The 13,369-nt window shown below is 61.8% G+C and carries 10 protein-coding genes; 5 read left to right on the top strand and 5 right to left on the bottom strand.

The features are described from left to right. The first annotated feature begins 15 nt into the window (after nucleotides 1–15). Nucleotides 16–2,844: a winged helix-turn-helix domain-containing protein gene (locus tag FBY12_RS13845; RefSeq protein ID WP_145253172.1), complete on the top strand. Its 2,829-nt coding sequence runs from the start codon at nucleotides 16–18 to the stop codon at nucleotides 2,842–2,844. Here FBY12_RS13845 and FBY12_RS13840 read toward each other — a convergent pair. Both FBY12_RS13840 and FBY12_RS13835 read right to left on the bottom strand, forming a co-directional pair. Beyond that, a complete protein-coding gene (locus tag FBY12_RS13840) occupies nucleotides 2,809–4,278 on the bottom strand; it encodes a winged helix-turn-helix domain-containing protein (protein ID WP_145253170.1) in 1,470 nt (489 codons plus the stop codon). The two genes, FBY12_RS13845 and FBY12_RS13840, sit on opposite strands and share 36 nt — an antisense overlap. A gap of 184 nt (nucleotides 4,279–4,462) precedes the next feature. Then, complete coding sequence (locus tag FBY12_RS13835) at nucleotides 4,463–5,413, bottom strand: GlxA family transcriptional regulator (protein ID WP_121757444.1); 951 nt, start codon at nucleotides 5,411–5,413, stop codon at nucleotides 4,463–4,465. A gap of 317 nt (nucleotides 5,414–5,730) precedes the next feature. Here FBY12_RS13835 and FBY12_RS13830 point away from each other — a divergent pair, with 317 nt between their 5' ends. Beyond that, on the top strand, nucleotides 5,731–6,453 hold the full coding sequence (locus FBY12_RS13830) for a pirin family protein (RefSeq protein WP_109501785.1): 723 nt from the start codon (nucleotides 5,731–5,733) through the stop codon (nucleotides 6,451–6,453). Between the two features lie 219 nt (nucleotides 6,454–6,672). Here the strand turns inward: FBY12_RS13830 and FBY12_RS13820 are convergent, their stop codons facing one another. Continuing rightward, complete coding sequence (locus FBY12_RS13820) at nucleotides 6,673–7,548, bottom strand: LysR family transcriptional regulator (protein WP_145253166.1); 876 nt, start codon at nucleotides 7,546–7,548, stop codon at nucleotides 6,673–6,675. A gap of 130 nt (nucleotides 7,549–7,678) precedes the next feature. Here FBY12_RS13820 and FBY12_RS13815 point away from each other — a divergent pair, with 130 nt between their 5' ends. Beyond that, complete coding sequence (locus FBY12_RS13815; protein ID WP_145253165.1) at nucleotides 7,679–8,914, top strand: YbfB/YjiJ family MFS transporter; 1,236 nt, start codon at nucleotides 7,679–7,681, stop codon at nucleotides 8,912–8,914. A gap of 163 nt (nucleotides 8,915–9,077) precedes the next feature. Here FBY12_RS13815 and FBY12_RS13810 read toward each other — a convergent pair whose 3' ends face one another. Then, entirely contained in the window at nucleotides 9,078–9,362 is a 285-nt protein-coding gene (locus FBY12_RS13810) for a hypothetical protein (RefSeq protein WP_145253164.1), read from the bottom strand. Between the two features lie 195 nt (nucleotides 9,363–9,557). Between FBY12_RS13810 and FBY12_RS13805 the strand changes: the two genes are divergently transcribed. Beyond that, nucleotides 9,558–10,556, top strand: coding sequence for an NAD(P)H-quinone oxidoreductase (locus FBY12_RS13805; protein WP_145253163.1), 999 nt, complete (start codon nucleotides 9,558–9,560; stop codon nucleotides 10,554–10,556). A 232-nt stretch (nucleotides 10,557–10,788) separates the two neighbouring features. After that, a complete protein-coding gene (locus tag FBY12_RS13800; RefSeq protein WP_121732188.1) occupies nucleotides 10,789–12,561 on the top strand; it encodes a bifunctional diguanylate cyclase/phosphodiesterase in 1,773 nt (590 codons plus the stop codon). 1 nt (nucleotide 12,562) lies between these two features. Here the strand turns inward: FBY12_RS13800 and deoC are convergent, their stop codons facing one another. Beyond that, complete coding sequence (deoC, locus tag FBY12_RS13795) at nucleotides 12,563–13,270, bottom strand: deoxyribose-phosphate aldolase (RefSeq protein WP_145253162.1); 708 nt, start codon at nucleotides 13,268–13,270, stop codon at nucleotides 12,563–12,565. Nucleotides 13,271–13,369 lie beyond the last annotated feature (99 nt).

Raw genomic sequence — 13,369 nt, 5'->3', positions numbered from 1 at the left:
AGCAGGAGCGCCACGTTGACCCTTCCCCCCGATCAGGCCATCCATTTCGGCCCTTACCGGATCTTCCCCGGCACCCGGTTGTTGCTTGAAGGCGAGCAGCCCGTTCGTTTGGGGCGGCGCGCGATGGACATCCTGTTGATCCTGTTGGAGCACGCCGGGAATGTGGTCAGCAAACAGCATCTGATGGCACAGTTGTGGCCGAAAAGCGTAGTCGAAGACATCAATTTGCGCGTGCACATGGCGGCGTTGCGCAAAGCCCTCGGCGACGGTCAGGCCGGCCAGCGCTACATCGTCACGGTTGCTCAGCGCGGTTACAGTTTTGTCGCGCCGTTTTCGCTCGAATCCGCTGCACAACGCTGCGAGCCACTGGTGCAACCGCCCCGCCGGCATAACCTGCCGGTGCGCCGCACGCGGATGATCGGGCGCCAGCCACTGGTCGACAGCCTGGTCACGCAACTCGCGCGTCAGCGCTTCATCACGCTGGTCGGCCCCGGCGGCATCGGCAAAACCACCGTGGTGCTACGAGTCGCAGAACTGTTGATAGGCCATTACCGCGACGGCATTCGTCTGCTCGACCTCGCCCCGATCAACGACCCGCAAATGATCGACGCGCATCTGGCGTCGCTGCTGGGCCTGGCCCTGCACGACGCCGAGCCGATGAGCGACGTGGCGAGCGTGCTGCGCGAGCGGCAGATGCTGCTGGTGATCGACAACTGCGAACACTTGCTCGATGCGATTGCGCTGCTCTGCGAAAGCATTCTGCGCGGCGCGCCGCAGGTGCATATCCTCGCCACTAGCCGCGAGAGCCTGCGCGCCGAGGGCGAATACGTGCAACGCCTGGAGTCGCTGGATTGCCCGCCGCCGATTGCCGTGCTCGACCGCGCCCAGGCCCTGAGTTTTTCCGCGCTGCAACTGTTCGTCGAACGGGCGATGGCCAACCACGACAGCTTCGAATTAAGCGATGAAGAACTGCCGCTGGCGATCGAAATCTGCCAACGCCTGGACGGCATTCCACTGGCCATCGAGCTGGCGGCGGCGCAAGTGGCCGACCTCGGCGTCAGCGGTTTGCACACGCAACTGCAAGGCAGTTTTCGCCTGCTGACCCAAGGCTGCCAAACCACGCTGGCGCGGCACCAGACCTTGCGCGCGACGCTGGACTGGAGCTTCGATTTGCTCAGTGCCTGCGAGCAAACCTGCCTGCGCCGACTGGGAATCTTTCGCGACGGCTTCACCCTCGCCTCGGCCGCCGCCGTGATTGTTGGCCAGCAGATTGAACCCAACGAAGTGTTCGCCTCGATCACTCAGTTGGTCGCCAAGTCCTTGCTCAACGTCGATGTCGGCGACGAAGAGGTCTTCTATCGATTGCTCGACACCACGCGCAGTTATGCCCTGGAAAAACTGCACCTGGCGGCCGAGTTGTCGGACACCCGGCAGCGGCATGCCGAACGTTGCCTGGCGCTGATGCAACAGGCGCACGTCGACTGGGAGCAAACCCCCACGCACCTGTGGATCGAGCGATACGCGCGTGGTCTGGAAGACATCCGCGCCGCGCTGGAATGGGGATTGAACGCGGGCGGTCCGCAGGAACTGGCGATCCGTCTGACGGCGACATCGATGCCACTGTGGCAGGAACTTTCGCTGCTCAAGGAGCACGGCGTGTATGTGCGTCGGGCCCTGGCGCTGCTGGAAAGCGCCACCGCGCCGTGCCCGCAAGTGACGCTGTCGCTGAAACTGGCCCTCGGCAGTTCCTGTTATCACGCGCAGGGCGGTAGCGCTGAAACCATCGACGCGTTTGTCAGCGCCAGAACCCTGGCCGTAGCGAGCCGGGACATCGTCGGCCAGTTGCGCGCGGTGTCCGGGCACATGGCGGTCAATCTCAGTTGCGGCAATTACCAAATGGCCCTGGAGCAGAGCCGCGAATTCGACCAATTGGGCCTGAACGGCGACGCCGTGTTGTCGCTCAGCACCCACCGCTTGAAAGTGTTGGCGCTGCACTTCTGCGGCGATCAGCAACAGGCGCGGACCCACGCCGAAGAGGTCATCCAGCGCCTGGCGCAGAGCGGCCATCTCAACCGTTTCACCCACGGTTTCGGCGTGCAATACGACCAGAGCGTCGCGGCGCTGACGATTCTGGCGCGCATCCTCTGGCTGCAAGGTCAGCCCGAACAAGCCTGGCGCACGGCGCGGCAGGCGCTGGACATCGCGCTGCAGATCAACCACGGCACCTCGATTTGCTACACCTTGGCGCTGGCTGGTTGTCTGATCGCGCATTACAACGGCGACAACGCCAGCGCGCGCGAACTGCTGCGGCTGTTGCTGGAACAAGCACAGAAGCATTCGGTGCTGCTGTTTTACAACTGGGCGCGGCATTACGCGCAGGTGATCGACGGTGCCAACGGCCCGGCGCAACCGGGGGTCGGTCTGGTCAAGGAAATCATGCTGACGCTGCACGGTGGCGTGGTCGACGAAGGTTTGCTCGCGCGCGCCGAAAGCGGCGCGGCGGGTTGGTGCACCGCAGAGATTTTCCGCGTGCGCGGCGAGGCGCTGCTGGCCGAAGCGGATGCGCCGGGCGCAAACCTTTCTCACAGCGGCGAAGCGCTCTCTCACAGCGGCGAAGCGGTGCTGCTGCGGGCATTGGCGGTGGCGCAAGCACAAGGCGCGCTGGCGTGGGAACTGCGCAGCGCGACGTCACTGGCGCAGCTTTGGCAGCGTCAGGGTCAGGCGCAACAGGCGCGTGAACTGCTGGCGCCGATTTACGCGCGTTTCACTGAAGGTTATGCGACGCCGGACCTGATGAAGGTCCGGGGTTTACTCGACGAGCTCGGCGCTCAATTGCACGCCTGAAATCATCCGTGCGCGGCTGAGGTATTGCGCGTGGCTCAGTTCGATCGCGCGCTGCTGGCCGCTGTCGGCGAGTTTCTCCAGCGCATACGCGCGCGTGGTGTTGAGCCAGCGATAACGTGAAACGCCGTTGACCAGTTCGACCGACAGCAGCGACGTGCGCGCCAGTTTTTCCAGCATCGATGACAACTGGATCGGCGCCAGCACCGAGGCACAGATCACGCCACTTGCCGCCTCGACAGTGAACGCGGATTTGAACGTGGCCAGATGACACAAAACCTTCTGCTCCTGCGCGCTCAATGACTGGTAACTCCAGTCCAGCGCGGCTCGCAGGCTTTGGTGGCGTGCCACTGCCGTGCGCCGGCCCTGAGTCAGCAATTGCAGGCAATTGTCGAGCTGCGCCTGCAACCCGACCAAGCCCAACGCGCCAATCTGCGCGGCGGCCAGTTCGATGGTCAGCGGCAAACCGTCAAGCCGACGGCAGATATCGCGCACCGCGCGCAGATCTTGTTCGCGCAAAACGAACCCCTGCTGCCGCGTGCGTGCGCGGCTGACCAGCAATTGCACCGCCGAATAACCCATCGCTTGCGCGACGCTGTGCAACGCCGAAACCGGCGGCACTTCCAGCGGTGGCACGCGCTGTACGGTTTCGTCACGCGCCTGCAACGGCTCGCGGCTGGTGGCGAGGATCGACAAGCGTGGCGCGCTGGCGAGCAGTTGCTCGATAAACGTGCGGCAACCTGCGCGCAGGTGTTCGCAATTATCCAGCACCAGCAAGGCATGTCGGCAACTCAGGTCAGCGGCGAATGGCAGCGCGTGGCGCAGGTGCTGGTGCAGTTGCGCTGGCGCGTCGACGCTCGCCAGATCCACCAGCCAGACGCCGTCGCGGTAATGCTGCAAGAGCAGTTCGGCGACGCGCATCGCCACGGTGGTTTTACCGATGCCGGCCGGGCCGACCAAGGTCATGAAGCGTCGCAGTGGTAATTGGCGCACCACGCCGCCGACCATGGAGTCGCGCCCAGTAACGGGGCTCAGCCGCGCCGGCAAGTTGTGCTGCGGCGGTTGCGTGCTGTCGAGGTGCAGCGGCGTTGCGTCGAGCACGCGCTGCACCGGGGCGATAATGCTGTAGCCGCGTTGCGGAATATTGACGATGTAGCGCTGGCCGTTTTCGCCATCACCGAGGGCGCGGCGCAGCGCGGCGATGTGTACGCGCAGGTTGATCTCTTCGACCACTGAAGTCGGCCAGACGCGGGCGATCAAGTCGTCCTTGCTGACCACCTCGCCGGCGTGTTCGAGCAAGACCTGCAAGATGTCCAACGCGCGCCCGCCCATGCGCAACGGTCGATCGCCGTCGAGGATCAGCCGTTGACTGGGGTGGAAGACGTACGGGCCGAACCGCAGCAGCGTCTCGCCGGTAAATTCTGTGGGGCTGTTCATGCACGTTCACGTGCTGAAAACCTGGTCGATCAAGTGCCCGAAACCGTGCTGGCACCGCTCCATCCAGACTCCCGCACCTCCATTGCAAAACGTTCACCGACATCTTGGCAGGCATCGATGACGGCACAACTACGCCAATGTGCGCAATTCGGACATGTCGGTGCCCCACACGGACACAACCGCTCTAACTGAACTGTTCGCGGTACTGCGCAGGGGTCAGACCGAGTTTTTCACTGAACAGCAAACGCATGTGCCGCACGCTGCCGAAGCCGCTTTTATAGGCCACGGTTTTCAGCGGCAGGTCGCTGCTTTCGAGCAACTGTCGGGCATGGTCGATGCGCGCATTTTGCAGAAACTCCATCGGCGTCATGTTCACCTCGCGGGCGAAAAGCCGCGCGAAGTGCCGCGAACTCATGTTCGCCAAACTGGCCATGCGCTCGATGCTGAACGCTTCGTCGAGGTGTTCGAGCACGTGATTCTGCACGCGGGTGATCGGCGTTTCAGGCGCACCGACCGCCGCCAGCAACGGACTGAACTGCGCCTGCCCGCCTTGGCGTTTCATCACCACCAGCAGCACTTTGGCGACATCCTGGGCGACTTTTTTGCCGTGGTCCTGAGCGACCACGGCCAACGCCAGATCGATGCCGGCGGTGACGCCACCGGAGGTGATCAGGTTGCGGTCCTCGACGAAGATCTGATCGGTTTCGACTTTGGCGTTCGGGAAGCCTTTGATCAGGCGTTCGGTGTAGTGCCAGTGGGTGGTCACGCGATAGCCGTCGAGCAGGCCGGCATGCCCGAGCACAAACGCGCCCGTGCAGATCGAGCCAAAGCGTTCGGCGCGCGGCACGGCGTGGCGAATCCAGTTGAGCAACGGTTGCGGTTTTTCGTTGTAGGCGCCGGGGCCGCCGGGCACCAGCAGCAGGTCATAGGCGTCGTTGGCCTGATCGATATGCACGTCGGCCTGGACGTGGACGCCGTTGGAGGCGCGCAACGGCTCAAGCTCGGTGCCGACGGTCGACAACAGGTAATGGTCGCTCGGGGCCAGGTAACGGTTGGCGATGGAAAACACCTCCATCGGCCCGGCCATGTCGAGCAGGAGGAAGTCGGGGAACAGCACCATTGCCACGGTTTTCATGGGATCGGATTCGTTGAGGTCAAAAGAAGGATACTAACTGCCAACACATCCCCTGTAGGAGTGAGCCTGCTCGCGATGACGGTCGGACATTCAATATTGATTGACTGACATGACGCCATCGCGAGCAGGCTCACTCCTACAGGGGTTTTGCATTATGGCCAAATCTTGGGGATATGGCCGTTTAATGCATCGGCCAATTTTTTACTGTCAACCTGTATGAGACAGTATTTCAATTTTCATCTACTTATTGCACCCACCGGCAACCATTAACCTTCTCCTCACTCGGACGAATTCACGTCCTGACAGGAGATTTCATTATGCTGACCCTTCGCAAAGCTTCGGATCGCGGCGCGGCCAATCACGGTTGGTTGAAGTCGTTCCACACCTTTTCCTTCGCCAACTATCGCAACCCGAAAGAGCAGGGTTTTTCCGATCTGTTGGTGATCAACGATGACCGCGTGGCGGCCGGCAAAGGTTTTGGCCAGCACCCGCACCGGGACATGGAGATTTTCTCCTATGTGCTCGAAGGCGCACTGGAACACAAGGACACGCTGGGCACCGGTTCGGTGATCCGCCCCGGCGACGTGCAATTGATGAGCGCCGGCAGTGGCGTCGCGCACAGCGAGTACAACCACTCGGCGACGCGGGGTGTGCACTTCCTGCAAATCTGGATCGTGCCGGACGTCAGCGGCGCCAAACCGCGTTATCAGCAAGAGCACTTCAGCACGCAGAAAAAACGCGGTCGCTTGCAGTTGATCATTTCCCCGGACGGCGCCAATGGTTCGCTGTCGGTGCGCCAGGATGCGCGGGTGTATGCCGGGCTGTTCGACGGCAAGGAGAGCGCCACGCTGGAACTCGCCGCCGACCGCTACGCTTACGTGCATGTGGCTCGCGGCAGTGTTGAACTCAACGGCGTGCAGTTGCAGGAAGGTGACGGCGTGCGGGTGCGCCAGGAGCAAGTGTTGACGCTGAACAACGGTGTCGATGCCGAAGTGCTGGTGTTTGACCTGCGGCCGCAAGAACTGCCGGAAATGCCATAAATCCCGCTGCCAACGCAGCCTATGTAGCAGCTGCCGAGCCTGCGAGGCTGCGTTCGGCGGCGCAGCCGTCGCCAATTCATCCACTGCGGTTTATCTGATACACCGAGGTGGATGGTTTTATGACGGCTTCGCCGCCGAACGCAGCCTCGCGGGCTCGACAGCTGCTACATAGTTTGTGGTCATCGGTTGTCGTGCGTCGGGAATGGTACTTGGGCAGTGCTATTCGCCGGTGCCGTTGAATCCGGCGACGATTTCATCGATCACCACTCGCACCCGCGCGGTGTGTCGCAGGTCGGCGTGGGTTACCAGCCACACGTCGTAAGGCACCGGGCGCGTGCGTTCCGGCCACAGCCGCACCAAGCCATCGCGCTCGCCCATGTACACCGGGATTTCGCCGATGCCGATCCCCGCCGCAATCGCGCGACGGACCAACAGCCCCGACCCCAGACTCGACACAATCCGCCCGCGCGTCAGCGGTTCCGAGACCAGCGTCAGTTCCTTGTTGCCCGCCAGATACGGTTGATACACCACTAGATCATGCCCCTCAAACGCCGAACCCGGCGCCGGCACGCCGTGGGCATCGAGGTATTCCTGCGAAGCAAACAGCCCCACCGGCCAGCGCGCGATGCGTCGGGCGATCAGGTCCGGGTTGTCCGGCCGCGCGTTGCGCACGGCGATGTCGGCCTCGCGCTTAGCCAGGCTGATCATTAGCGTGGACGCATCGAGTTGCACGCGCACATCCGGGTGTTTGCCGTGCAATCGGGCAATCACCGGGATCAGGAAATCGATCGCCAGCGAGTCGGTGGTGCTGACCCGGACGATGCCGGTCAGCCGATCATCGAGGCCCTGAATTTTCCGCTCAAGCTCTAGCGCTGACAGCTCCATTTTCTCCACCGCGTGCAGCGCCGCCTCACCCAGCGCCGTCAGCGCATAACCTTCGGAGGTGCGCAAAAACAGCGTTGCGCTCAAGGACTTCTCCAGCGCCGTGACACGCCGGCCAACGGTCGCCTGATCGACACCAAGCACCCGCGCGGCGCCACGCAAGGTCGATTCGCGGCAAACCGCGAGAAACACACGAGCATCGTCCCAGTTCATTTGGCATTACTCACAGGTTGCAATCGATGATGCAAATTCGCATCACTCTAGCGTGAATTCGCTGCGCGAATGCATCAATTTATCTGGATAAGCTGGGCGCATGAGTTCACCCCCCACAGGACAATTCCTCATGCACAGCTCATCTACCCACCCGCGCAGCGCGATCTGGCTGCCGATCTTCGCCGGCCTCTGCGCCAGCCTGGTCAGCATCGGTTTGGCGCGATTCGCCTATACGCCGCTGATTCCATCGCTGATCCAGGCGCAATGGTTTTCCGCCAACGACGTGGTGTACCTCGGCGCGGCCAATCTGGTCGGTTACCTGATCGGCGCGCTGATCGGTCATCCACTGGCTCGCAGCGTCGGCAACAGCACGGCGTTGCGGCTGATGATGCTGGCGGTGACGCTGGCGTTTTTTGCCTGTGGTTTTCCGTTGTCGGTGAGCTGGTTTTTCGGCTGGCGGTTGCTGTCGGGCGTGGCCGGTGGCGCGATCATGGTGTTGGTCGCCGCGACGGTGTTGCCGCACGTGCCGGTGTCGCGCCGAGGCCTGGCCAGCGGCGCGATTTTCCTCGGCATAGGTTTGGGCATTGCCGGTTCGGGGACGATTGTTCCGCCGCTGCTGAGCCTGGGTTTGCAGAACACCTGGTTTGGTTTGGGTTTGATCGCGCTGGTGTTGACCGCCGCGAGCTGGTTTGGCTGGCCGACCGCGACCGCGCAACATGCTGCGCCGGTGAGCGGCGACACTTCAAATTCGCCGACGCCAGCGGGCCTGTATCTGTTGTTTGCGCAGTATGCATTCATGGCAGCGGGATTAGTGCCGGCGATGGTATTTCTGGTCGACTTCGTCGCTCGCGGCCTCGGCGCCGGGGCGCATGTCGGCGCGCTGATCTGGGTCATGTATGGTTTGGGCGCGATCATCGGGCCAGTGAGTTATGGTTTCCTCGCCGACAAGTTTGGCGCGCGGTTGAGCATTCGCATTGTGCTGGCGGTGCAGGCGATTACCTTGGGTTTGCTGGCGGTTTCCAGCTCGTTCCTCGCATTGGCGCTGCTGGCGGTGATCCTCGGCTCGTTCCCGCCCGGCATCGTTCCGCTCGCCCTGGCCCGCGTGCATGAGCTGGTGCCCAATCATCACCAGCAACAAATCGCCTGGAGCCGCGCGACCGTCTCGTTTGCCACGTTCCAGGCACTCACCGGTTTTGCCTATTCGGCGATCTTCAACGCCAGCGGCGGCCAGCATGCGCTGTTGTTCATGATTGCCTGCGGCGCAATCCTCGTGGCCCTGCTGCTGGAACTGGCCATGCGCTTGCTCAAGCAAAACCAAAACCCTGCTCGCGAAGGCGTCGTAACAGCCCACACCTGCATCGACTGACCCAGCGCTTTCGCGAGCAAGCTCAGCTCCTACAGGAGATCAGTGCCGGGCACAAAACCCACATCCACCGCAAATCCGTAGGAGCAAAGCTTGCTCGCGAAGGCGTCGTAACAGCCAATACCTGCAGCGACTGACCCAACGCTTTCGCGAGCAAGCTCAGCTCCTACAGGGGATCAGTGCCGGTCACAACATCCATCCACCGCAAATCCGTAGGAACAAAGCTTGCTCGCGAAGGCGTCGTAACAGCCAATACCTGCATCAACTGACCCAGCGCTTTCGCGAGCAAGCTCAGCTCCCACAGGGCATCAGTGCCGGGCACAACATCCACATCCACCACAAATCCGTAGGAGCAAAGCTTGCTCGCGATGGCGTCGTAACAGCCAACACCTGCATCAACTGACCCAGCGCTTTCGCGAGCAAGCTCAGCTCCTACATCAGTGCCGGGCACAACATCGCATCCACCACAAATCCGTAGGAGCAAAGCTTGCTCGCGAAGGCGTCGTAACAGCGAACACCTGCATCGACTGACAGACCGCTTTCGCGAGCAAGCTCAGCTCCCACAGGGATCTGCGGGGGTGGACTGAATTTTTTGGCCGTACCGGCTATCCCATCTACATATCCCCTTCCACCACAGGAATTCAAAATGACCCTGCCCCAAACCATGACCCTGATCGAAATCACTGAACCCGGCGGCCCTGAGGTGTTGCAGCCGCGTGACGTGCCGATGCCGACGGTGGCTGCCGGCGAGGTGCTGATTCGTGTGCACGCCGCCGGGGTCAATCGTCCGGATGTGATCCAGCGCTCCGGCAAATACCCGATGAAACCCGGCATGAGCCCGATCCCCGGCCTCGAAGTGGCCGGCGAAGTGGTCGCGATCGGCAAAGGCGTCAGTGAGTTCACGGTGGGCGACCGGGTGTGTGCGCTGACCAATGGCGGCGGTTACGCGCAATATTGCATCGCGCCGGCCAGCCAGACCTTGCCGATCCCCGATGACCTGGACTGGATCAAAGCCGCGGCGATTCCGGAAACCTTCTTCACCGTGTGGGCCAATCTGTTTGATATCGGCGGCGCCAGCAAAGGCCAGCGCGCGTTGATCCATGGCGGCACCAGCGGCATCGGCACCACCGCGCTGATGCTCTGCCGCGAGTTCGGCGTCGAGGCGTATGCCACCGCCGGTAGCGAGGAAAAATGCGAGGCGATTCGCAAGCTCGGCGGCAAACCGATCAACTACCGAGAACAGGATTTCGCCAAAGTCATCGAGGAGAAAACCGCTGGTAAAGGCGTCAACGTGATCCTCGACATCATGGGTGGCTCGTATTTCAACAGCAACGTCAGCGCGCTCGGCATGGAAGGTCGGCTGGTGATGCTGGGCTTCCTCGGCGGCGCCCGCGCCAATGACGTCGACTTGCTGGCGATCATGAGCAAACGCGCGTCGATCACCGGATCACTGTTGCGTTCACGCACCAGAGAAGAGAAAGCCGCAATTGCCCAAGGCTTGTACGAATATGTCTGGCCAGTGCTGTCCGCTGGGCGTTGCTTGCCGATCATCGACAAGGTTTACCCATTCACCGATGCCGCGCAGGCCCACGCGCGGATGGAAGCAGGCGACCACATCGGCAAAATCGTCTTGCACATGGACTGACCTTCAAGCACAACCCCCTGCCCGGCTGCTGACCTGCAGAGCCGGGCTTTTTTGTGCCTGGCGCTGACAGCGCTAGTGGCTCTCAACACCGAAAAGCGCACCCGCCGAGATTTTATTTTCTTATACGTAAAACTTTTCGTGTACAAGAAAAGTCATAATGCGTGACACTACAATGACATCATCAGGCCACCATCGAATTCAGAATCGGTCAGCGTCCGTTCCAGGAGTCACCATGCACGATCATCATTCAGAAACATATCGCCTGGACGCGGTACGAGCCCTGGAGTGGCTGAAAACAGCAGAATCAGAAAACTTCGACCGCATCTGTCGCCTCGCCGCCGCGTACTTCAACGTGCCCACCGTGCTCATTTCGCTGGTCGAGAAGGATCGGCAATGGTTCAAGGCGCGCATTGGTTTCGACCGCGATCAAACGCCCATCGATCAGTCGTTCTGCGCCTACACCATTCGCGAGAACGGCGTGCTGCAGGTCGAAGATGCGTCGCGAGATCGGCGTTTTCGTTTCAACCCGCTGGTGACCGCGCGCAACGGCATTCGGTTTTACGCCGGCGCACCGCTGCGCACGCGTTCGGGGCACGCCATCGGCAGCCTGTGCATCATCGACAAGGAACCCAAGCAACTGAACGACGCCGAGCGCCTGGTGCTGCAGGATCTGGCGGAAATGGTCATGGCGCAGATCGAGCAACGTCAGCTCAGCGATTGCCATGACCCGGTCAGCGGCCTGCCGAATCAGCGGCAGTTTTTCGCCGACCTCAACGACCTCGGTCTGCAACCGCAGGCCGAACATCGGGTGCTGGTGCTGATCGACGCGCTCGACTCGCACCGTGGCCATGAAATGACCCTGGCGGTGGGCACCGGCGCCACGCAATCGATCATCCTCGAGATTGCCCAACACCTGAAACAGAGCCTCAGCGGCATCAGTTGCGCCTATCACGTCAACGACCGGCAGTTCTGCTTCATGTTGCAGACGAGCATGCCCGACTACGAACTTTTCGTGCATCGCTTGATCGACCGGCTACGCGCGATGACCCGTTCCGACAGCGCCCTGACCAGCCCGTCGCCGCGCGCCGGCATGGTGATTTTCCAGCACGATCCACTGTCCCACGCCGACCTGTTGCGCAAAGCGATGCACGCGGTGGAATCGGCGCACCAGGCCAACACGCACTGGGCGCTGTACGACATTGCCCGCGACTGCGCCTGGCGCCGTGCGTTTACCCTGGCCCGGGATGTCGACCGCGCACTCGCCAGCGACCAGATGTATCTGGTGTTTCAGCCGCGTTTCAGTTTGCTCGATGGCCGTCGCGTCAGCGCCGAAGCGCTGCTGCGCTGGAATCACCCGGAACTTGGCGCGGTATCGCCCGCCGAGTTCATTCCGGTAATGGAACGCAACGGCTTGATTCAGCGCGTGACGCATTGGGTGATCGATCAAGTCATGAGCACCATGGCGCAATGGCAGGATCTTGATTGCCGGGTGTCGCTGAACCTGTCGCCGAAGGACTTCGACGATCAGGACATCGGTGAAATTCTACGGCTCGCCTGTCAGCGGTTCGACATTGCGCCGCATCGGCTGGAAATCGAAATCACTGAGGGCGAATGGATCCGCGCCAACCCGCAAGTGATCCGTCAGCTCAAGGGTTTGCGCGAGCTCGGCATGGACGTGGCAATCGACGACTTCGGCAGCGGCTACAGCAATTTCGCCTACCTGCACGAAATCCCGGCGAATGTGATCAAGCTGGATCGCTCGATCGTCACCGATTTGCCCGGCAGCCCGCGCAACCAGATCATCGCCCGCTCGATCCTGCAATTGGCTCGCGACTTGGGTTACCGCACTGTCGCCGAGGGCATCGAAGACTATCAATGCCTGGCGCTGGTGACCCAATACGGTTGCCACGAAGCGCAGGGTTATTTCCTCTCGCGGCCGGCGCTACCCGGCGCACTTGCGCAATTACACGACCATTTGCCGCCACGGCAATTGGTCGCCAGTTGACTCAGTAACCCTCGCCCGCCGTCTCGGCGCCGCCGACGATGGCGATTCCGGAACTGCTGCCCAAACGGGTCGCGCCGGCCTCGATCATCGCCAGTGCAGTCGGGTAATCGCGCACGCCGCCCGACGCCTTGACGCCGATGTCCGGGCCGACGGTGCGGCGCATCAGCGCGACGTCTTCGACGGTGGCCCCGCTGCGGCTGAAACCGGTGGAGGTCTTGACGAACGCGACGTTGAGCTCACGGCAGATTTCACAGGCCTGGACTTTTTGCGCGTCGCTGAGCAGGCAGGTTTCGAGGATGACTTTCAACGGCACTTCGCCGCAGGCTTTTTTCACCTGAGCGATGTCGTCCTGCACCTCGGCGAGCAAACCGTCCTTCAGCCAACCGATGTTCAACACCATGTCGATCTCGCCTGCGCCCGCAGCAATCGCGCGCTCGGCTTCGAAGGCTTTGCTCTCGCTCAAACCGGCGCCCAACGGGAAACCGACCACCGCGCAGACTTTTACGCTGTGCGCCGCCTGATGTTGTGTTTGATGCTGTGCCAAGCGCTGCGCGGCATACGGCACTTGCGCGGAGTTCACGCAGACTGAATAGAAGCCATGCTGCGCAGCTTCGCGGCACAGGGTGGCGATTTGTTCGCGGCTGGCGTCCGGCGCCAGCAACGTGTGATCGATAAACTGCGCCAGTGCCTGAGGTGGGAGATGGGCCATCGCAATAACTCCTGTTTGTGTATTCAAATGCCCCTGCGCCACAATCGAGGATCATTTGCGCAAAAACGTTACAAAACTCACAATTAATGTTACTTAAAC

Source organism: Pseudomonas sp. SJZ131 (genome assembly GCF_007828705.1).
In the GTDB taxonomy this organism is placed as follows: domain Bacteria; phylum Pseudomonadota; class Gammaproteobacteria; order Pseudomonadales; family Pseudomonadaceae; genus Aquipseudomonas; species Aquipseudomonas prosekii.
This window is presented reverse-complemented; position numbering and strand designations above follow the sequence as displayed.